The organism is Effusibacillus consociatus (genome assembly GCF_042652925.1).
Classification (GTDB): Bacteria; Bacillota; Bacilli; order Tumebacillales; family Effusibacillaceae; genus Effusibacillus; species Effusibacillus consociatus.
This window is the reverse complement of sequence record NZ_JBHSHC010000022.1, coordinates 44,535-64,030: the sequence shown is the minus strand read 5'-3', so window position 1 is coordinate 64,030 and position 19,496 is coordinate 44,535. Positions and strand designations below refer to the sequence as shown.

The 19,496-nt window shown below is 49.1% G+C and carries 25 protein-coding genes, 2 pseudogenes and 1 riboswitch; of the genes and pseudogenes, 11 read left to right on the top strand and 16 right to left on the bottom strand.

All coding sequences use genetic code 11. The features are described from left to right. Positions 1–121: 121 nt before the first annotated feature. The 6 genes and pseudogenes from ACFO8Q_RS03825 to ACFO8Q_RS03800 all read right to left on the bottom strand — a co-directional run bounded on the left by ACFO8Q_RS03825 (position 122) and on the right by ACFO8Q_RS03800 (position 3,912). Positions 122–973: a glycosyltransferase family 2 protein gene (locus tag ACFO8Q_RS03825; protein WP_380024410.1), complete on the bottom strand. Its 852-nt coding sequence runs from the start codon at positions 971–973 to the stop codon at positions 122–124. A gap of 285 nt (positions 974–1,258) precedes the next feature. After that, a pseudogene (gene tnpA / locus ACFO8Q_RS03820) lies at positions 1,259–1,650 on the bottom strand (IS200/IS605 family transposase). A gap of 517 nt (positions 1,651–2,167) precedes the next feature. Beyond that, positions 2,168–2,689: a TasA family protein gene (locus tag ACFO8Q_RS03815; RefSeq protein ID WP_380024409.1), complete on the bottom strand. Its 522-nt coding sequence runs from the start codon at positions 2,687–2,689 to the stop codon at positions 2,168–2,170. A 113-nt stretch (positions 2,690–2,802) separates the two neighbouring features. Continuing rightward, on the bottom strand, positions 2,803–3,351 hold the full coding sequence (gene sipW, locus ACFO8Q_RS03810) for a signal peptidase I SipW (protein WP_380024408.1): 549 nt from the start codon (positions 3,349–3,351) through the stop codon (positions 2,803–2,805). Then, positions 3,326–3,580 carry a hypothetical protein gene (locus ACFO8Q_RS03805; RefSeq protein WP_380024407.1) on the bottom strand — a complete coding sequence of 85 codons (255 nt, stop codon included), beginning with the start codon at positions 3,578–3,580 and terminating at the stop codon, positions 3,326–3,328. The genes sipW and ACFO8Q_RS03805 overlap by 26 nt, the downstream gene beginning before the upstream one ends. Next, complete coding sequence (locus tag ACFO8Q_RS03800; RefSeq protein ID WP_380024406.1) at positions 3,577–3,912, bottom strand: hypothetical protein; 336 nt, start codon at positions 3,910–3,912, stop codon at positions 3,577–3,579. Before ACFO8Q_RS03800 ends, ACFO8Q_RS03805 begins: the two co-directional genes overlap by 4 nt. 361 nt (positions 3,913–4,273) lie before the next feature. On the opposite strand from ACFO8Q_RS03800, the gene ACFO8Q_RS03795 reads away from it, so the two are divergent. From ACFO8Q_RS03795 to ACFO8Q_RS03780, 4 genes are all read left to right on the top strand, one after another. Continuing rightward, positions 4,274–4,606 carry a helix-turn-helix domain-containing protein gene (locus ACFO8Q_RS03795; RefSeq protein ID WP_380024405.1) on the top strand — a complete coding sequence of 111 codons (333 nt, stop codon included), beginning with the start codon at positions 4,274–4,276 and terminating at the stop codon, positions 4,604–4,606. Between the two features lie 224 nt (positions 4,607–4,830). Further along, on the top strand, positions 4,831–5,061 hold the full coding sequence (locus ACFO8Q_RS03790; RefSeq protein WP_380024404.1) for a hypothetical protein: 231 nt from the start codon (positions 4,831–4,833) through the stop codon (positions 5,059–5,061). Positions 5,062–5,136: 75 nt separating this feature from the next. Next, positions 5,137–5,367: a hypothetical protein gene (locus tag ACFO8Q_RS03785; protein WP_380024403.1), complete on the top strand. Its 231-nt coding sequence runs from the start codon at positions 5,137–5,139 to the stop codon at positions 5,365–5,367. Between the two features lie 32 nt (positions 5,368–5,399). After that, positions 5,400–5,630 (top strand): hypothetical protein, encoded by a 231-nt coding sequence (locus ACFO8Q_RS03780; protein WP_380024402.1) that lies wholly within the window; start codon positions 5,400–5,402, stop codon positions 5,628–5,630. A gap of 43 nt (positions 5,631–5,673) precedes the next feature. Here ACFO8Q_RS03780 and ACFO8Q_RS03775 read toward each other — a convergent pair. Then, a pseudogene (locus tag ACFO8Q_RS03775) lies at positions 5,674–6,387 on the bottom strand (M42 family metallopeptidase); the annotation flags it as partial. Between the two features lie 281 nt (positions 6,388–6,668). On the opposite strand from ACFO8Q_RS03775, the gene ACFO8Q_RS03770 reads away from it, so the two are divergent. Together ACFO8Q_RS03770 and ACFO8Q_RS03765 are read left to right on the top strand one after the other, a co-directional pair. After that, positions 6,669–7,019, top strand: a complete 351-nt coding sequence (locus ACFO8Q_RS03770) for a hypothetical protein (RefSeq protein WP_380024401.1) — start codon at positions 6,669–6,671, stop codon at positions 7,017–7,019. An 85-nt stretch (positions 7,020–7,104) separates the two neighbouring features. Beyond that, positions 7,105–7,338: an AtpZ/AtpI family protein gene (locus ACFO8Q_RS03765; protein ID WP_380024400.1), complete on the top strand. Its 234-nt coding sequence runs from the start codon at positions 7,105–7,107 to the stop codon at positions 7,336–7,338. Here the strand turns inward: ACFO8Q_RS03765 and ACFO8Q_RS03760 are convergent. Continuing rightward, on the bottom strand, positions 7,331–7,909 hold the full coding sequence (locus ACFO8Q_RS03760) for a hypothetical protein (RefSeq protein WP_380024399.1): 579 nt from the start codon (positions 7,907–7,909) through the stop codon (positions 7,331–7,333). The genes ACFO8Q_RS03765 and ACFO8Q_RS03760 overlap by 8 nt on opposite strands. Before the next feature lie 150 nt (positions 7,910–8,059). Between ACFO8Q_RS03760 and ACFO8Q_RS03755 the strand changes: the two genes are divergently transcribed. Together ACFO8Q_RS03755 and ACFO8Q_RS03750 are read left to right on the top strand one after the other, a co-directional pair. Further along, the gene (locus ACFO8Q_RS03755; protein WP_380024398.1) at positions 8,060–8,719 is read left to right on the top strand and encodes an SCO family protein; all 660 of its coding nucleotides are present in this window, start codon (positions 8,060–8,062) and stop codon (positions 8,717–8,719) included. Positions 8,720–8,787: 68 nt separating this feature from the next. Beyond that, positions 8,788–9,363 carry a hypothetical protein gene (locus tag ACFO8Q_RS03750; protein ID WP_380024396.1) on the top strand — a complete coding sequence of 192 codons (576 nt, stop codon included), beginning with the start codon at positions 8,788–8,790 and terminating at the stop codon, positions 9,361–9,363. Between the two features lie 71 nt (positions 9,364–9,434). Here ACFO8Q_RS03750 and ACFO8Q_RS03745 read toward each other — a convergent pair whose 3' ends face one another. The 7 genes from ACFO8Q_RS03745 to cobT all read right to left on the bottom strand — a co-directional run bounded on the left by ACFO8Q_RS03745 (position 9,435) and on the right by cobT (position 15,247). Beyond that, positions 9,435–9,608 (bottom strand): hypothetical protein, encoded by a 174-nt coding sequence (locus ACFO8Q_RS03745; protein WP_380024395.1) that lies wholly within the window; start codon positions 9,606–9,608, stop codon positions 9,435–9,437. A 370-nt stretch (positions 9,609–9,978) separates the two neighbouring features. Beyond that, positions 9,979–11,034: a threonine-phosphate decarboxylase CobD gene (cobD, locus tag ACFO8Q_RS03740; protein ID WP_380024394.1), complete on the bottom strand. Its 1,056-nt coding sequence runs from the start codon at positions 11,032–11,034 to the stop codon at positions 9,979–9,981. A gap of 38 nt (positions 11,035–11,072) precedes the next feature. Next, positions 11,073–11,822: an adenosylcobinamide-GDP ribazoletransferase gene (gene cobS / locus ACFO8Q_RS03735; RefSeq protein WP_380024393.1), complete on the bottom strand. Its 750-nt coding sequence runs from the start codon at positions 11,820–11,822 to the stop codon at positions 11,073–11,075. 21 nt (positions 11,823–11,843) lie between these two features. Next, on the bottom strand, positions 11,844–12,887 hold the full coding sequence (cbiB, locus tag ACFO8Q_RS03730; protein WP_380024392.1) for an adenosylcobinamide-phosphate synthase CbiB: 1,044 nt from the start codon (positions 12,885–12,887) through the stop codon (positions 11,844–11,846). Then, positions 12,884–13,462, bottom strand: a complete 579-nt coding sequence (gene cobU, locus ACFO8Q_RS03725; RefSeq protein WP_380024390.1) for a bifunctional adenosylcobinamide kinase/adenosylcobinamide-phosphate guanylyltransferase — start codon at positions 13,460–13,462, stop codon at positions 12,884–12,886. Before cobU ends, cbiB begins: the two co-directional genes overlap by 4 nt. Next, positions 13,459–14,199 (bottom strand): adenosylcobinamide amidohydrolase, encoded by a 741-nt coding sequence (locus ACFO8Q_RS03720; protein WP_380024388.1) that lies wholly within the window; start codon positions 14,197–14,199, stop codon positions 13,459–13,461. The genes cobU and ACFO8Q_RS03720 overlap by 4 nt, the downstream gene beginning before the upstream one ends. Continuing rightward, positions 14,186–15,247, bottom strand: coding sequence for a nicotinate-nucleotide--dimethylbenzimidazole phosphoribosyltransferase (cobT, locus tag ACFO8Q_RS03715; protein WP_380024387.1), 1,062 nt, complete (start codon positions 15,245–15,247; stop codon positions 14,186–14,188). Before cobT ends, ACFO8Q_RS03720 begins: the two co-directional genes overlap by 14 nt. A gap of 240 nt (positions 15,248–15,487) precedes the next feature. Continuing rightward, positions 15,488–15,673, bottom strand: a riboswitch (cobalamin riboswitch). A 44-nt stretch (positions 15,674–15,717) separates the two neighbouring features. Here cobT and ACFO8Q_RS03710 point away from each other — a divergent pair. Further along, positions 15,718–16,401, top strand: a complete 684-nt coding sequence (locus tag ACFO8Q_RS03710; protein WP_380024386.1) for a histidine phosphatase family protein — start codon at positions 15,718–15,720, stop codon at positions 16,399–16,401. 363 nt (positions 16,402–16,764) lie between these two features. Here the strand turns inward: ACFO8Q_RS03710 and ACFO8Q_RS03705 are convergent, their stop codons facing one another. Beyond that, complete coding sequence (locus tag ACFO8Q_RS03705) at positions 16,765–18,072, bottom strand: LCP family protein (protein WP_380024385.1); 1,308 nt, start codon at positions 18,070–18,072, stop codon at positions 16,765–16,767. 176 nt (positions 18,073–18,248) lie between these two features. On the opposite strand from ACFO8Q_RS03705, the gene ACFO8Q_RS03700 reads away from it, so the two are divergent. Together ACFO8Q_RS03700 and cbpB are read left to right on the top strand one after the other, a co-directional pair. Continuing rightward, positions 18,249–19,013, top strand: a complete 765-nt coding sequence (locus ACFO8Q_RS03700; RefSeq protein ID WP_380024383.1) for a DUF1189 family protein — start codon at positions 18,249–18,251, stop codon at positions 19,011–19,013. Positions 19,014–19,018: 5 nt separating this feature from the next. Continuing rightward, positions 19,019–19,465, top strand: a complete 447-nt coding sequence (cbpB, locus tag ACFO8Q_RS03695) for a cyclic-di-AMP-binding protein CbpB (protein ID WP_380024412.1) — start codon at positions 19,019–19,021, stop codon at positions 19,463–19,465. Positions 19,466–19,496: the final 31 nt, after the last annotated feature.

The following is a 19,496-nucleotide window of genomic DNA, read 5'->3' as shown; positions in this document are numbered from 1 at the left end:
GAGGATTATCGGTCAAGGTGGGGGAAGTTTCAATGAGCGGTGTGGCGTATTTTTAGGTTACCGTATACAAGCTCTGTCATAGAGGGTGGAAGTCCTTAACCGAAACTGCATGAATCTATCATCAGGCTCCTCCGTACAACTGTTCAAGTAAATTGGTGGCATTTTTGTTGACCAATCTTGATAGGACAGGCTGGCCATCCCATACACGATCAGTCGCCGCCTGTCTGGCTTTCACTTCCGGTTCTTCAAGCATCAGAAAAAAATTTGTCACAGGCAAATCGCCAAGGTTGTGCTTTCTTGATAATTGATCCAGATAAAACCTTCTGGATTTTAAATTTCCCGATAGATGATCTCCTGAAGGAGAGAAAGCGTACAAAGTGCTTGCAACAGGGACTCGTTTCACGAGAAACCGCTCAGAAACCCGAAGATAGAAATCCCAATCCCAATAATTGAACATTTCCGGATCGAAGAACCCAACTTCTTCGTGGATCGACCGTCGATACAAACAGCCTGATGGCACGAACGTAGAAAATTTCTTCATCTCCTCAACTTCATGCTCATAGGCAAATAAAAAACGGTTTCCAGGAACTCTTATATTATTCTCGATTGTATAGTCGAAAATCTCGGCATCCGAATACACCAGGTCACAGTTTTTGATTTCTTTGATCATTCGCTTCAGATGCCCCGGAAGAAGCAAATCATCGTCATCGCAAAGCAAAATGAATTCGCCTTTCGAGTGCGTAACTCCCCTGTTTCTTGCTTGGACGTGTTGTTCATTTCGTTCCATTTCAAGGACTTCGATCTCTAACTCCGGATATAAATCTTTTACAAAATCGACTTTGTCTCCATTATCGTTTACAATAATGATCTCAAAATCTTTAAATGTTTGACGGAAGAGTGATTCAATTAATTCGGATAGAAAAAGTGGCCTATTGTATGTAGGAATTATCACTGACACGAATGGCTTTCCCAAACCGGCTCCCTCCTGGTTCCTATAACTGAACGACTACCGGCTAAAGCCGGTAGGTTCCTCTGAGCGACTGAAAGTCGCTGTTCAGGCTAAAGCCTGCTGAAAAGCAACCAGTGGCTAAAGCCACCTAAAGGTTTCGACTGTAACTCGACCTTGCGGCTCAAAGCCGCCGGTCTAGGCTAAAGCCTGCTGAAAGCCACCTATGGCTGAAGCCATCTGAAGTTTCCGACTGAAACTCGGACTTCTTCTAAGTTATTCTTCAATGTCAAAGACATCATCGCCTTCGACTTACTGACCTTCTATATAGCGGCGGATCGTTTCTTCATTCACCGCTCCGACTGTTGCACAGAAATATCCTCTAGCCCATAAACGCTGGCCCCAGTACCTCTTTTTGAGATGGGAAAACTCGTCCTGCAACATTCGTGATGATCTTCCCTTGAGATACTGAATTACCTTTAATGGAGCCATTGTCGGTGGGCATGATACCAGCAGATGGATGTGATCTTTGCCTACGCTTCCTTTTACAACGTGATCCCCCGACTGAAGCAGCATTGTCGTATGATTTCTCGTGCTCGTGCCGCCACTTCCCCAACGAGCACGTGATATCGATATTTTGTTACCCACACGAAGTGGTACTTGATGTCATATACAGAATGTCCACCGGTTTGATAGTCGACCATACTGCTCACCTCTCACTTTATGTTAGAGGTGCTCCGATACACTGTCAACGCGCTGGAAGCTGACCGGCTAAAGCCGGTGGGTTTAGACCTGGCGCATGGAAACTAAAAAGAGGGGTCATCTCCCCCCGTCTTTAGGACCACGTTGTTGATGTAAATTAATCCTAACATCAGCAAACATTACCAGGCAAGCTTCTGATTGAAATTATAGGCAGCCGAAAACAGTTCAGATTATGGGGCATTTGATCGATTCCCTTGTTCCAGCACTACAAATTCTTTTAGGCAGATTACCTGGTCCTCATCATATACGATAGCTGTGTAGGTCCCATTTGTTACCACCGGATAATTAAAAGTAGAAAAACGTGCAAGGTAATGAGGTTCGTTCACTCGATTATCAAACTTGAGAGTTCCATCACTAACCGCAAACGTATATGTTACCGTTCCTCCATATTTACCCTCCTAGAAAACAAGGGTGGAGTATTCCACCCTCATTTATCTACAATCAAATTGTTAGACTTGATTAATTATTACGGGTCTGCTCAGCACTGAATGTAAGTTGGTAAGAGGCACTTCCACCCTGATACGCATTCCCTGCTGCAAGTGGGAGGGAGTAGTTCACACGGTATTTATCTACCGCACCCGGATTTAAAACGAAGTTATTGTCCCCGGGAGTTACATTACTCCACGTTACGCCATTGTCTACAGAACGTTGAATCGTAAAGGCCAAATCAGTTGCGGCGTTAACACCGGTCAACGGAATAGCTCCGTTTGTAATAGCTTGCGCGACATCATAACGAAGTTGAAGGTTACCGCGGTTTGCGATATCAAATGTTTCTGTTCCGGAGTCCCCTGGGGCCAAGTTTGTAACGTTTCCTGTGAATTCTACTTCGCCTTCTTTTTCAATGTTCAATGTACCTGCGGTGAAGGTGTTGGCAGTGTTAGTGGCCGAATCCGTGAAGATCGCAAATGTACCTGCGCCAACCAAAGATGCTCCAAGAGCTGTTGTTGCCAAAGCCAAACCGATTTTTTCTTTGATACCCATTACTAATTCCTCCTTCTGATTTGTTCCCTTTGTAGGGATGTAAATTTATTTTGAAACTTCTCATCAGGCCATCGCGAATGGTTCCCCTACCCCGCTGGGTCCCAGAGAAGATCTCAAACATTCTGAGATGGTTCTTGTACGATCGTCCGCCACAGATTAAGCATTTGCCATATGATCAACAGCATGCCGGGTACGACAAGCAGAGAGATAATACCAAATTTCGATTTTGCGAATGTAAACACATAGCCCAACAATGGAATCGAAAAGTTTGCAAATTGACCTACCACATTAGCGGCCGAAATTGGTTTAGGATCTTGAGATGCGTTGTTATCACCTTTAGTCACATATTCAACCTGCGGCCCTGAACCCTTTACTTCCAGAATGCGATGTGTAATCAGGGAATTCTTCTCTTCAAGAGAACGATAGGTAATCACTTCTCCCACTTGAAAATTTGTTGGGTCTCCGGTCGGACGGATCGCTATGATCGATCCAGTGTGTATGGAAGGCTCCATGGAACCGGATAACACAGTCAACAATTCATAGCCGAATATCTTGGGGATTCCACCATAAAATCTTGCGGATACAGTCATTGTTAATGTCATTAAAAGAATCGTGCTCAGCACACCGGTCGTAATTCTACTTATCCATTTCTTTACTTTCATTTGGCGCACCACCTTCTTTATCGACATCCTGTACTACGTCTTCTTTTTTCGACTTTTCCTCAGCTTCCTTCTTTGCCTTCTCTTCTGCCTCTCTTTGTTCTTTCACTTCCTTTTCTGTCGCGCATGTAGCCAGAATAGTTGCCGCTTGCTCTGCCGAATTGGCCGATTCATTGGCACTGTCAGCAGCTGCTCGAGCTTCCTGGTATGCTGTTTGTACGTATGTATTCACTCTTTCAGCTGATAGCAGTTTTGTTGCCGTCTCCGCTTTTGCAGCATTTGCATCAGCTTGTGAACGAGAAGTAATTCCTTAACTTGGTCATGATGACGAGCCGCTTCACTTCTTGCGTTCCCGGCCCTCCGGGCGATATCGTTTACCGTTTTCGGAAAAACGAACGCTGCTGAGACCGTTCCAGCTTCGATCAGAGTCTGATCGATATACAGAGCATGAGTTGATGCTGTTGTGTGCGCGATACCAGTCGTAGCTAGGGATAGGAGACTTATGACATGATAAACGGCATTGCGCCTTTGACGTTTTTTTTGGTGGGCGCGTTTTCGTCTCATGTGCTAACCTCCATCGTTTGAATATCGTTCGTTTTATCGAACCCTCGACGACAGTATATGATGAATTTCAGAAATATTAAAACGCCATTTCAGCTCATGCTTCGTCATAAAGAACTATTTTCGTTCGTTATACAGATCTATTTGCCGTTCTCTTTCTTTTTCATTCCTTTATAAAGAACATTATTGTTTTTTATAGAGAACAATGCTGCTATAATGTAAATATTAAAACTATGTAAAGAAGGGACTTGTATGATCGGCAAACCAAAGCAATAAGCCTCAATTGCATTCAAACAACATAAAAATTGGTATTATGATATAATAGGATAGTCTTAAAATTTTCTCTCAGAAGGGGACATGCACCATGATCGGCAAACGGATTCAGCAGCTTCGTATAGAAAAAGGATTCTCTCTTTCCGAACTCGCTGATCGGGCAGGTGTCGCCAAATCCTACTTGAGTTCCATTGAACGTGATATTCAAGATAACCCCTCAATACAATTTCTTGAAAAAATCGCTACTGTACTAGGAGTAGATATCCAAACCTTACTGCAACCCCAGTCCCAACCAGAAGCGGAAACGCTGGATCAGGAGTGGCTCGATCTCGCACGGGAAGCGATGACATCCGGAATCTCCAAGGAACAGTTTCGTGAATTTCTTGAATTCAATAAGTGGCGTCTTGAACGTAAAGAAGAGTAAACAATTGAAAATAATGGACATCTAAAAGGCTTGGGGATCCCAAGCCTTAATTTTGATTTCCTATTCATCTGGCCTTTTCTTTGATTCGAAGTTTTTCCTAAATTCATTTTCGCTGTTCTGTATGTTCTTCCTTACCCCCTGCGAATCTTCTTTCACCTAGACAATCAGTACTGGAATACAATGCCCAAGAAGGACCAGTCAAATCGTGAGGGAAGGGTTGAAGAATGGCTATCTTTTTTAATAATGTCTGCATCGGCCCCATACTCGTCAATACCGTTTCAAACATGGCCAACTTGCAAGCTGGAATCAATCCGCAACAACAAGGAAGCACAGCATTCCAAGGTGCGGGTCAGGGAGCTGTTGGAGGCGGAGTCCAAGGAATCGGCAGCTCATTGGGACAAATCGGTCCTTCTTCAGAAATTCAAACACCTGGTTCTCCACTAGTCGGAATCTGATAAAGGAAAGCTGCGGTCTCTCGACTGTCGCTGCCCAAGAAACATCACTCAAACCGTGCAAGGAAGGATCGAACAATGGCTATCTTTATAAATCTCAACGTTGGCGCCATCCTCGTAAGCACCCTTGGTAACGGGTCTGCCTTGCAAGTAGGTAACAGTCCTGTAATGCAGGGAAGCACCTCCTTTCAAGGCTCAGGTCAAGGGGGTGTCGGAGGCGGAGTACAAGGAACCGGCAGTGCATTGGGACAAATCGGACCTTCTTCAGAAATTCAAACACCTGGTTCTCCATTTGCCGGAATTGGATGAATACAAGCGACCGTGCAGGGAAGGATTGAACAATGGCAATCTTTATCAATATCAATATCGGGACCATACTCGTATATACCCTTGGAAATGGGTCGGCCTTGCAAGTGGGGAACAATCCGCAAGTCGACGGAAGCATCTCATTTCAAGGCGCAGGTCAGGGAGCTATTGGAGGTGGAGTCCAAGGAACCGGCGGCGCAGTGGGACAAATCGGTCCTTCTTCAGAAATTCAAACACCTGGTTCTCCGTTTTCCGGAATCGGATAACTCATGTTAAAGAGCGACAGTCCGCGACTGTCGCTGCCTCTGTTTACATTTCAGTTTGCAAATACTCCACGATTAATCGGAACGTTGCCTCAAGCGAATCCTTATGTGTCCGTTCGAACGAATGGGAGGCATCGATTCCGGGACCGATCAACCCGTGCACCACATCATGACCCGCCCGCATTGCAGCAGAAGCATCCGATCCGTAATATGGATAGATATCAAGTTTATAAGGAATCGCTTTTTGTTCCGCCAACTCAACCAACCTCTTGCGCAAACCGAAGTGATAAGGCCCTGAGGAATCTTTCGCGCAAATCGAGACGGTGTATTCGTCAGTCGCTTGGCCTTCGCCAATCGCGCCCATATCCACTGCCAGATACTCTACCGTTTCCGGCGTGAGATTGGAATTCCCCCCATATCCGATCTCTTCGTTATTCGAAATGAGAAAATGGGTGGTATAAGGAAGCGTGAGCCCGACTTCACACACGTAGCGGATCGCTTCCAGCAGGACCGCAACACTCGCTTTATCGTCGAGGTGCCGGCTTTTCACAAAACCGGATTCGGTGACTTCCACACGCGGTGCAAAGGAAACAAAATCCCCCACGCGAATTCCCAACGCCTCCGTCCCTTCCCGGGAAGTCACTTTCTCATCGATGCGAACCTCCATCAGATCCTGAGTGCATTTCGAATCACGTGTTTCATCGCCGTGAACATGGACGGACGCTTTTGTCAATACAATCGTGCCTGTATACGTCTTCCCCCATCTCTTTCCCATTCTGCCAAAAACTTATTTGATGCAACCGCCGTCAATGGAGGAATGGTATGGAAGTACCTTTTTTCCCTCGTCAAAAAGTGATATCATTGTTCAAAAGGCTTGCGCATGGATGCGCTGATGCCGATGTTGCGACGGTCATGGACGACCTAGTGTCGACGATGCCACATGAACGTGGCGTTTATCGTCGACCGACACGGATGTCGCGCTTTTAGTCGGCCTTCCTCTATACTTGTTACCTCTGAAATTTGTACGGAAGGGGGCTTCCGATGAACCGCTTTATCAACGTCAAATCCCTCGCGGGAGAGCTCAAGCGGACTGAGATCCGACGCGGAGTCGGATACAAACTCACGACCAAAGAGTTTATTCTGCAGCGGGATGACCAGACCTACCATATTCTGTTTGAAGACATTCTGGGACTGATTCAACGCGATCGCAGCGATGGTCAACCGGATGAAAAAGGAACTCACAAGATCATCACCAACAAGATTCGGGTGTACAATCGGAGCGGAGTATTCGAAAAAGGGGCGGCTACGCTCTATGCTTCCCTGTCGGACAGTTTCTGCAAAATGTTCCTTCATTATCTGGAGCGGTCTCATCGTCCTGCGTCCGGACTATAATATAATAAGCAGTATGAAAGCACCGACGGATCGTCAGAATCCATCCGGTGCTTTTCTATCCTTCCAATATAAGGAGGCTCCCCCTATGTCCAATGACCCCCAAAAGAAACCTGACAAGAATGAAAATCCTTACCGTGCAATCGGACTGGTATCCGCAATTGGAACCGATTTGGCTCTCTGTGTCCTTGGAGGAGTGTATCTCGGTAAATGGATCGACGGTGAATTTGGCACCACGCCCATTTTTTTGATGATCGGGTTACTGGTGGGACTCGGGGTCGGGATTTACAGCATGATGCTGCTGATTAAAAAATTCATGTAGAGGACCGGTTTTGGGATTGGAGAACTTCGTCTACCTTCGACAGTTCCTGCACAAATCCCTGAAGGATTTTTTTGTACTCTTCTTCCATGACCCGGTCTCCGCCCGTTTTTGCCGCCATATATTTGTCCATGATCAAATAAATGTGCCCCATCAACGCTTCCCGAGTGATTCGCAGATCAAAATCGGGCGGCATTTTGCGCTCGACGAAAGGCCCTTCATCCATGATCAGACCGTTCACATACAGGGTTCTCCAAAGCTCGCTCCGACCGGTGGCAAACTTCTCGCCACGCAGCCCAGCCGTTTGAATCAGCCATTCCATGGCCTGCACCAGACGACCGTCCCCTCTTTTCACCCGCAGATAATCAATGTGCAGTTGGTAGTAGGTGCCCTGCTCATAGATATAAAATGTCACCGTATCCTCATTCTGGACGAGAGACATCGCTGTCATTTTGCCGCGATTTTTTTCGTCTACCACCAAACCCAGTTTGTGAATCATCTTCTTCCACTTCAACAGATCGTCGCGGGATATTTCTCCAGCCACATTCCGAAAAATTACAATTTCTTCCGCCACAGCCTCTCCCCCCTTTGCTTTACAGAGGCTGATTTGTATATCATATGAGGTGAGGATCGAAAAGTGAAATTATACTAGCTGAGAAATGGCTTATTTTCTTTGGTTCCACTGTGCTATATAATGATTGAAGCAGCAACCTGGAGGGTGCCCATGAACATTTCAACCAACCGAACAACAAAAAATGGCCTTTTCGTACTAGCTACCTTGGTTCTCGCAGGAAGTCTTGCGGCATGCGGGGGAGCCTCCCAAGGAGGAACACCACCGGCTCCCGTTCCCAAAACGGAAACTCCGCAACCCGCCAACAAACTGCCTGTTCAAGGGCAGATTTCGAACTTCACATTGGAGAACACAGAGAAAAAACCGGTTTCTCTCGACAACGATTTAAAGGCAAAAGCGAAGCTCGTTTATTTCTTCTACACCAATTGTCACGACGTTTGCCCGATTACTACCAAACGTATGGAAACCATACTGGGTAAACTCAAGCAGCAGGTTCCGAACGCCGATATCCAGCTGATTTCGATTACGGTAGATCCGAATCGGGATACTGCTGACGTACTTAAACAATATGCAAAACAATTCAATGCAGACCCAAATACCTGGGCTTTCCTGCGGGGAACGAAAGAGCAGACCGATGCGGTCATGAAACAGTTCCATGTCAGTGCGGAGGAAATGATGAACCATGACATAATGCACAGCGACCGTCTGTTCTTATTGGACGAGAAAAATCAATGGCGGAATTCGTATTTGATGGGAACCGGGGTGAAAGATGAAGAAATAATTGCGGACATTAAAACGCTGCTAGCAGAATAATCCTTAAAAAGGAAACCCCAGCCTGTAAGCTGGGGTTCTGTTACTTGCTTGTCTGAGGGGGAGCACTGATGAGCAAATTGCTTCGATCCATTGGGATTATGAGTGTCCTATTTTTTATAATCGGGAGCATCAGTCTCTGGAAGTCCATTCAGCCAGCCCGGGAACTGAACCTGAACTATTCAAAAGTCCCTTGGGCCGACCGAATCGAATCAGCGATTGTGAACCTCGGAGTCATGACTCTCTCAGAAGAGGATTTGACGAATCTGTTCAAGCAATATGTTGTAAAATCGGCTAAACTGCAGCAGCTGCCGATCACAGGGGCGGCCGTGGAACTGCACAGCGAATCCCTGGTCAGCCATGTAAATTTGAAAAAAGGATTTTTGAGCGTAGGAATCGAGACAAAAGCAAGTGTCACTCTGGAAGGGGATCGTCTCTTGATCACGCCTTACGAATATAAGCTCGGAAAAATCCCTCTGTCACCCGAAACGTTTTCCAAACTCCTGCTGCTCTTCAACACAGAATTGAAAACGCCGTTTGCCCTCGATCTCCGCTCCTATATTCCGCGGGAAATAGCCATTACATACGTTGAGCTTCTCCCCGGCAACCTGAGGCTTGGTCTGGTTCCGAAACTGTTCCTGCGTTAGTAGATTCCCCATGTCGGGAAGTAAGTTCCATGTAGAAGTAAGAGGGGGAAATTACGAAGGATCCGCCATTTTTAAACCACGAGAAGTTTTTCGTCCGCTTCTGTAAGTAGTGGGTCCTCACCATTTTTCAATACTTTTTCGGGAAAAATCCCTTCATGACTCAGCAACTTCTCCTCTTCCAACAACTCGCCCTTTTCACTTTCACAACAAATAGCATAAATTTCATCAAAATTTGCAAATGACATAGAACCACCTCCCCTTGTGTTTTATGATAACATCCCTCAAAATAGACGTCCATAAAAAGGAAGCGGACAAACTGGGTTGGACCAGGCGGTGTGAACCTCACCGCAGTTCTGGAGTGTCGGTCTGTTGTGATGATGGGTTAGGTGTGCAGTGATTGACTCCTCCTTGGGAAAATGACTCCTCCGCGGGAAATAGCAGACATTCAGGTGCTTATTGTCATATTTTTGGTAGTGAATCCAGCCGTCAGATAGTGAAATACCGGATCGAAAATCCGTTATTCTTCAAACTGGGAGGCAGCACCGCAACGTCAATGAACTCGAGCTGTTAGGCCAAAAAAAGACATACTTTCCATGCGGCAGGCGTAAATCTTACTCAAAGCAGTTCCAACAGCCGCCGGTTCTCTTCCCTTGCCCGCACCGCGATACGAAAATAGGTTTCATCCAGACCCGCGAACGAGCGGCAATCGCGGACAAAAATCCCTTTTTCCGCAAGCTTGGGCCAAAGCTGTTCGATTCGAACATCCTCACGCTGAACAAGCAGAAAATTGGCATCAGACGGAACCACCCGATACCCCTTTTCCCTCAGCTGTTCCGACAGAAACTTCCGTTCCGTTTGCAGCCAATCCAGTGTCCGCTGCCGAAATTCTTCATCCTCGAGCCCCGCGATGGCCGCCATCTGAGCCAACGTGTTCACCGACCAGGGAACCTGCATTTCCCGCATGCGGTCAACGAGATGCCCTTCTGCAGCCAGGTACCCGACACGAATCCCGGCAATCGCGTAAAACTTGGTCATTGAGCGGATGACGATCAGCTTCTCAAAGTCAGTAACGTACCGGATGAGAGTTCTCGCTTCCTCGTCCGGAAGAAAGTCAAGGAAAGCCTCATCAATCAGCAGCCACTTGTCCAGGTCTCTTGCAGTATGCAGGATTTCATCAAGAATCCCTCGATCAATACAGCGCCCCGTTGGATTGTTGGGATTGGCGAGTACCAGCAGGTCCACTTTTGGGAGAACTTGAAAAAGGGGTTCCGACTCGACCCGAAAACCTGTCTGTGCGGACAAGGGAACTCGCAGGATCTCGGCGCCCTCCACTTTCGCCGCTTGTTCGTACTCTCGAAATGCCGGCGTGACCGTTGCGATTTTTTTCGGCTGGATCAGCCGCATGGCCAAAAAAATCAATTCGGCAGCCCCGTTTCCAAGCAGAAACCGGCTTGCCGGCAGCGACCATTTTTTCGCCAATGCATCAAGCACGTCTTCTCCAAGTGGGTCGGGATAATCGATGATTCGGGGAAGCGCTTCCTGGATCGCGCGAAGTACCGAATCAGGTGGACCCAACGGATTCAGATTGGCGCTGAAATCCGCCATCTTATCCCGGCTCCATCCCCATTCCGTTTGGTAGCGGGTAATGTTGCCCCCATGCTGCATCACCATTGAAGCCCTCTCTTTCTGGCAGGTTCGATGCGAAACTATCAGAGCAGCACACCTACTGCCGTTAAAAGGAATACTGTCTCCAGCACTTCACAGATCGCCCCGTAGGTATCACCCGTTAGCCCGCCCAGCGACCGGGCAATGATGCGGGCCATCCACCAGAACGCCAGCCAGCAAATACAAATAATCACAAATCCTTTCACTTGCCAGAACAGCAAAGGCAGAATCAGCACGCTCGTGGCCAATGCCAATTGTGAAGAAGAGACTCGTCCGGCCAAGTGCACCCCCATTCCCTCCTGCCGAGCGGGTGGATATCCTGCAATCGCCCCAACCATAGCCGTTCGCCCAATTGCGGGCATCATGAGAAGCAGCAGGGGATTGTGTTTACCGACCGCCGAGAAGAGAGCCCATTTCAGGGCAAACAAACAGACAAAAGCGATTACGCCCATCGCCCCCACGCGGCTGTCCTTCATAATGGCCAGTTTTCGTTCCCGATCCCGACCGCTTAAGAGCCCGTCGGCCGTATCCATCAGCCCATCCAGGTGCAGCCCTCCGGTCACTACAATTCCCGCTATGACCAGGAGTACACTTGCTGCGTGTGGCGGCAGCCATGTGAAGAACACATAGGAGAAGGCGGCCAGAATCGCCCCGATCAACAATCCTATATAAGGGTACCAACGGACACTTCGAATGAACGCATTTTCGTCAAAATCGGCTTGTCCCGATTGAGGCAGAGGAATTCGCGTGAGAAATTCAATCGCCATCCTCCATTCACGTACAATGGAACGCAAGGGTGTCACCCCCTTTTTGCACTAATCAATGCCCCTGGCAGCTGCTGAGAGAATTCCTCCAAGCAGCAGCATCAATCCGGAGCTGATGTACAGAATTCGAATGGTTTGTTGGATATGCCGGGAAGCGAGTTCTTGCGAGGGTTCCCCCATATAGGCGCGGAATGATTCCCGTCCGTGATAGATGTTGCGTCCCCCGAGCCTGATCCCTAAAGCTCCCGCCACGCCCGCCTCCGGAATCCCGCTGTTGGGACTCGGATGTTTGGCTGCATCCCGGCGGATTGTATGCCATGCGCCTCTTGCCGAAAGGCGTAATACCCAAGCGGCTGCCACCACCAGCAATCCGGTAATCCGTGCGGGTAACCAATTGAGCACATCGTCAAAGCGGGCAGACGCCCAGCCAAAGTGCAGATACCTTTCGTTTTTGTATCCCACCATCGAATCAAGCGTGTTAGTGGCGCGATAAGCCATGGCAAGCGGTGCCCCGCCGATCATCGCATAAAAAAGGGGGGCGATCACAGCATCCACAATATTTTCCGCGACACTTTCCACTGCGGCACGGACCACTTCCGGTTCGGGCAGAGAAGTGGTATCACGGCTGACGATCCAGCCGGCCAGTTTTCGAGCCTCTTCCAGGTTCCCTTGTTCCAGCGCCTTCCGGATTCCGTTTCCCGCCTCAGCCAATCCGCGAACTGCAATGGTGGTAGAGATCAGCCAGATATTCAGCAACACGGCAAGCCACGGGCTGACCAAGCTTGCCAGCCACAGCAGGCCGACCACGATTCCCCCGCTGCCGCCCACCACAGCGATCAACAGGAGAATGCCCGCCCATTTTTCGCGTTTCGGGCGGGTTCCAAGTTTCGGACGGTTCCCATGGTCCGAACCCGTTCCGTGATTCGATCGCTTCTCCTGGTCCGCACAATTCCCATCTGTAGGGACCCGGAATACTATGCGCAGGAAGGATTCGAGCCGGGAGATCCCCTTGCCGATCACGATAACCGGGTGCGGCAGCCACCTCGGATCCCCAATCAGAAGATCAATCAGGAATGCCAGATATACCTGAATCATAATGCTGCCTGAATCTCCTTCAGATTGACAGGGATCCCTGCGATCAACGCATACACTGCATCCGATTCCCCGGCAAATAACTGGTTCATCAAACCGAGATAATCCCGATACTGCCGCAACAGTTTGGATTCCGGAACGATCCCTGCCCCGACCTCGCTTGTCACCACAACTACCGGGTGAGGATAGTTCCTGCAAGCCTCGATCAGGTCACGAGTCAGCTCGAGAACTTCTTTCTCTGACAGGGGGGCCGCCTGTCCTTGTGATTCCTTATCCCACATCCAGTTGTTTAGAAGGAGAGACAAGCAATCAAGCAGCAGAACCCCGGCGGTTTCATCCAATTCACGAATGCGGTTCGCCACGTCAGCAGTCTCTTCGATACAGCCCCATTCAGCAGGCCGACGTTCGATATGGGCCGCGATCCGTTGCTCGAGTTCGGAATCGATCTTCGGGCAGGTGGCGAGATAAGTGACGGGGAGACCCGTCGCTTGCTGTACCTTGGTGCAGTATTGTTCCGCAAACCGGCTCTTTCCGCTGCGGGAACCGCCGATGACAAGAATCAACTTTCGCTTGTTCAACCTATCACCTTTCCCCTATCGTAAATATCGAGCGCCTCGTTCAATGCCTTTGTAACCGCCTGCGCGATCAATGTACCGACAACGGTGCCCGGTCCCCCATATTCCATACTCTGACCACGTCCGGTTGTGGCAATCACCACAGCATCTGTCGTGGTACCCGTTGCCATTTGTCCGCTTCCGGGACACCGGATTCCCCGTTCATAGAAAATTGCCGTTTTCACTTCCGTCACTGTCGCTATCGCATTCACCATGGCAGCATCCGTCATTGTCCCGTCAATCAACACAACCATGTTAATCGTTCCGAGGGGATAAGGGAACGGATTTAAAGCGGAAGTCTGCTCTTGTCCCAGGTAGGATGGCCAAGTCCCTGCCCGCCATGCGTTGCCGCTCCCCGCCGTAACCACCGCAACTACAAGCAGGGGAGAGTCGGGCTCGGAACCAACTGACTCAAATGCGACGACGCCATTTTTCACATCCACAGCAGTCATCAGCCCGATTGATTGGTCCGGCAGCCCCAGTTCCCGGATTTCACGTTTTAAATCTTCTGCCGGATCGCTGCATCGATATCCTTTATGTACGGTCAGATTCAAAATCGAACGGATGTCGTCCTGACGCCCTCCCCGATAAACTGCCGAACTAAGGGTTCGAAGGGGAACCTCGCTTTTAATGACCAATCGTTTGTCATACCTTTCAAGCGTCACGTCGGGGAGCAGTAGTTGTGAATCAAGAAGCTGCATCGGCGACTCCCGCTTCCGCAAAGGTAGCCATTTCCCGAAGCACTCGTGCAGCCGCTTGCACCACAGGCAATGCCAATGCAGCCCCGGAGCCTTCACCCAAGCGCATCGAGAAATCAAACAACGGCTGCAGTTCCAATGCTTCCAAGACAATACGATGGCCCGGTTCAACCGATTGGTGGGATCCGAACAAATAAGAACGGACCAACGGTTCGATTTTGGCGGCTGCCAGTGCTGCCGCGCTTGTGATAAAGCCGTCAACAACCACCGGAATCCGGTGGGCCGCACAAGACAGGATCAGACCTGCCAGACCGCAAATTTCAAGACCACCCACTTTTGCCAATACATCGATCGGGTCTGTTGGATTCGGGGAATTCACCCGGATCGCCTTCTGAATGGTCTCAATCTTGTGCTGAACCCCTTGACTGGAGAGGCCCGTGCCTACCCCGACCACTTCCTGGACGGGTCTTCCTGTCAAAACCGCCGTGATAGCCGCGCTGGCTGTTGTATTGCCGATCCCCATCTCTCCGAGCGCAACCATTTTGTAACCGGCCTGATGGAGTTGGCTTCCCATTTCCCATCCGACCTGCAGGGCTTTCTCCGCCTCTTCTCTGGTCATCGCCGGTCCTTTTGCCATATTGTCTGTGCCGTAACGAACTTTCTTCACCCACAGGCGATTCGAAGTTTCCGAGGGCACTGGAATATCCGATTTCACACCCACATCCACCACATGGACATCGGCGTTCGCATTTCGGGCCAACGCGTTAATCGCTGCTCCTCCAGCGAGAAAGTTCAACACCATCTGAACCGTCACTTCGGAGGGGAATGCGGATACTCCCTCTTCTGTCACCCCATGATCCCCCGCCATCAAAACCACGGCACACGGGGTGACGGTTGGGATCGTTTCCCCTTGAATCCCCGCCAGCCGGATTCCGATTTCTTCCAACAGTCCGAGACTTCCCTGCGGTTTTGTGAGCTGGTCATGCCGTTCACTTGCGAGTTTGATCGCTTCTTGATTGAGTTCTTCAATTCCAATCGGTAACTTCCACATAGTTAGTACCTCCAGCTTCGAATATGATTCCCTATATCGCGTCCACCCGGATTGGGTTCTCGGATCCCCATCAATACGGCGGACACCCGGACTGACGCTCTTCGGGTCCCCATTAAAGTACTCGGATTATGCTACAAAGGCTTGCATCACTTTAATGGGTATAATAGTTACTCCCCCCAGTCCGAAGACCAGGGGGAGGTATGCACATACGCGTACCAGCCCCTTTTTCCTCGAAAAGCGGCCTTCTCACACTCACAGGCAGGTTTCCTGGCTCGAGTTCATGATCTTCGTTCGTCTTCCCGCGATGTTCTCACGGTGACCAGTGAACGAGACTCCCTCTTACAGTGGCGGGACCGCACCGGATTCGCACCGGATTTCCGCTATTATCCGTTTCTATGAAACGGCACCTGTGAGTATAATAGGATTATTGAAAATATGTATAGTTCCATCATGCACTATAGGGGGCTGGAATGACAAGGATAATTTTGGTTCGACACGGAATTACGGATCACAACCTGGAATATCGGCTTTCCGGCTGGACAGATGCACCTCTTAATGAAGTGGGAGTTCAACAAGCGGAATGCGTGGCCGATCGGTTAGAACAACTGGTTCGAGAGGACAATCAAGTAGATGGTATCTACGCAAGCCCATTGCAGCGGGCCGCCCAAACCGCCGAGATCATTGCAAACCGCCTCGGGCTGTCTGTCACATGTCGGGATGAGCTGAAAGAAATGAATTTTGGAGTCTATGATGGAGTCCCCATCACCGAGTTATATGAGACGCACAAAGAAATGGTCGATCGTGCATTAAATCCCGGCGATGATGAGTTCGGGTGGGAAGGAGGGGAAACCCGGGCTGAACTCTATCATCGAATTGAGCAGGCAATCCGAAGGATTGCAGACAATCATCCGGAACAGACTGTGGTGATCGTCACACATGCGGGCGCTATAGCGTATTTCATCACGGGCCTGCTTGATAAGCCATTATCACACTGGAACGAATATCATGTCGCGAACTGCAGCCTGACAACGGTATTGTGGAAGGACGGAAGGTTTGAACTGGAAACCCACAATGAAACCTCCCATGTTCCGAAAGAAAAATTCGCCCAGTTGATTGAAGAGGCGAAAAACCGGTTGGGCATGAAGGCGGTGTGAGAAAAAATCCGCCCTATGGGAGTCTGGGACCCCTTTAAGAACTGTCAGTACGGGTCCTTTTTTTAATGTGGACGGGCATTAACGGATTTTCAAGTCTTTATATGCATACTTTGGAGCCGTGACGTCTGCAAAATCGCAGAATAGGCCCCCGAAAATCTCTTATTCTGAAAATCGACGCTGGAATTAGGGAAATAAGACCGTCAAAAACCTCTATTTCACCTCTATGTATGTTCCAATCCTGTAGTATAAACTTCCCCTATCCAAATCCCGGCCGGTACGAGCGAATACGTACTGAACCGTTTATGGAGTGGGGCCACTTTTCCAAAATGAAAAAACCACTCGAAAGCTCGAGTGGTTGCCCGTTTACCTCACCTGCACATACTCACCAAAAATATATCCAACCGTGCCGTTTTGCAGTTCAACTTTATACCAACCGCCGGTTTCGCCCAGGATTGCAACCTGGTCCCCCTGTCCGGCAGACGTAAGAATCGGATTGTTGGTTCCGGGGCCCTGACGGACGTTCACGCCGCTGGTTACTGTCCCTGTTCGTAGGGAAGCTGTTCCGGAACCTGATCCTGCTCCGGAATTCGCTCCGGAACTCACCCCTTGTCCGCCATTTCCTCTTGAACCCGCCCCTGCTCCGGCACCCGCCGCCAAAGCCGATTTCGAATTGGCGGGCTTCCCGTCTTCTCCCAGCGTCTCCCGCACGAACTTCTGCACACCTTTCACATCCGGCTGGAGGATGGACTCCCCAATCGCGTTGTACGTTTCCGTCAAGAGTTCGTTTGGCGGAACCTGGACAGCGTTCATTGACGATTGATCCAAAGCCAGAAGGTCAGTTGACAGACGCATCAAATCGGTGGCCGTCATGTTGGTCTGCACATAAGACTCGGCTTCTTTTAACATACTGGGGAAGCGCACAAGCGTGAGCGGCGTCTTCATTTCCGCAAGAACCGCTTTCACCAGCTTCCTCTGCCGGTCCGTTCTTGCAAAATCCGCAGTTATATCTCCACGATACCGGACGTATTGCAATGCCTCGCGGCCGCTTAAGTGCTGGAGCCCTTTTTTCAAGTTGATGTCATAGACACCATCGTCCACATGCTTCATCGGAATCTCGACGTTGATGTCAACTCCGCCGATTGCATCGACAATTCCCTCGAACCCATGGAAGTCGGTGACCACATAATAATGAACCGGAATTTGCAGAAAGTCTTCGACCGTTTTGACGGCAAGACTCGGACCGCCAATCGAGAAAGCTTGATTGATCTTGTTCTTCCCGTGCCCGGGAACCGTTACATACGTATCCCGCATAATGGACATCAAGGCAGCCGTGTTGGTTTTCGGATCAATGGAGACCAACATCATGGAATCCGATCTTGGCGAGCTATCTTTATCCCGATTGTCGACGCCGAGCATCAGGACATTGACTCGTTCTTGTCCGTCCCATTCGCTTGCGGCAACTGAATTTCCGATTTTGGAAAATTGGTTCTGATTGGCTTTATCAAGAAATTTCATCACTGCAATCAGATTGTATGAAAATAAGCCGAGTACAAATGCGGCCAACAAAAGCAGAATTCTGCGAAATCCCCTGCCTCGCCGCTTGCGCGTCCGGACCCGGCTTTCGATTTGCTCCGATTGGTTTTCGGTTTCATTCACGGGTTGAAAGTTCAATTTGACCGCTCCTTTATCGCCTTACCCCAGAAAACTCCGTTCCGATCTTGGGTTCATTGTACCATGACTGTCCCTGCCCGGAAAATATTGCAAAAGTCCTGAATTCAAAAAGATGGCGGTTTGCTGTACGAATCGTCTTGAAACGGCTACAATAATACCTGTTAGGAGGATGTGAATTGAATACGATCTGGAACAGTATACGCAAACCATCTTTATACAAAGAAATGACACAACGACCTTTGTGGCGTTTGGTTCTCACACTGTTGCTCTTTTTTATGCTGGTAACCGCCATCCAGACATTTTCCATGGCTAAAGTGATGAACCCTTTTTTAACCTTTATGGAAAAAGAATTTCCCGCCAAAATGCCTTCCTTCACATATGACGGAAACGAACTGCGTGTGGATGCAGCCACACCGCTGACACTGACGAGCCGGGATGGATATCATGTAATTGTCGATGTCTCCGCTCCTTATCCCAAGGATTCGATTAACCAAATCACATCAGGAGTGGTCATAGGCAAGACGGAATTGTATATAATCGAACGTGGGGTTCAGCCGATTCCGTATAAACAAGTGGCCATTTTTCCGCTTGCCAATGGCACGGTAATTACAAAAGACCTTGTGATACAGATTACACCCTGGTTGAAGCCCGTTTTCATTGTATTCCTGGTCTTGTTTTCGTTTGTTCTGATTGCCTGGACGTTTATTCAGATTACGATCTTTTCTTTCATCGCATCCGTCCTCGCTTCGAGCCGGAAAATCCGTCTCAACTACAGGCAGGCATGGTTAATCTCGGCATTTGCCTTTGTTCCGGCTGCCCTGATTGATCTTCTTAACTTTTATTTAAGGTCACCCTATGTGGGACTCGCCTTCTGGGTGGCGGTCTTCACTTATATCTACCATGGTGTTGGCAGTTTCAGCGAAAGGAGTGGTTTGGATTGACGACAATGAATGTGCAAAACAGTCGGTTGCTCGAACAGGAAATCAGAGAGCTCATCATCCCCGCTCAAAAGGTTGCCCATGTGCAGGTAGGGAATTCTTTGGAACACGCCCTCCTCGTTTTAACCAAATCCGGGTACTCCGTCATTCCGGTTCTCGACCTGCAGGACCGGATTCACGGTTTGATCAGCACCAACATGATTTTTAATTCCATGCTCGGGTTACAAGGCCTCGAATACGAAAAATTGGACGGTCGCAAAGTGGAAGACATCATGAACACCAAGGTTCCCCGCCTCAAGGAAAGCGACAATTTCCTGCGCGCATTGGAGCTGTCCATCAACAACCCGTTTCTCTGTATTGAAAATCAAGACAACAAGTTTGTCGGGATTCTGACCCGAAGATCGATTCTCGCCTTGGTGTATCGTCAGTTCCGAAACGAGAAAAACGTTCAGTAACACGAAAAAAGGTCCGGCTTACAATAGCCGG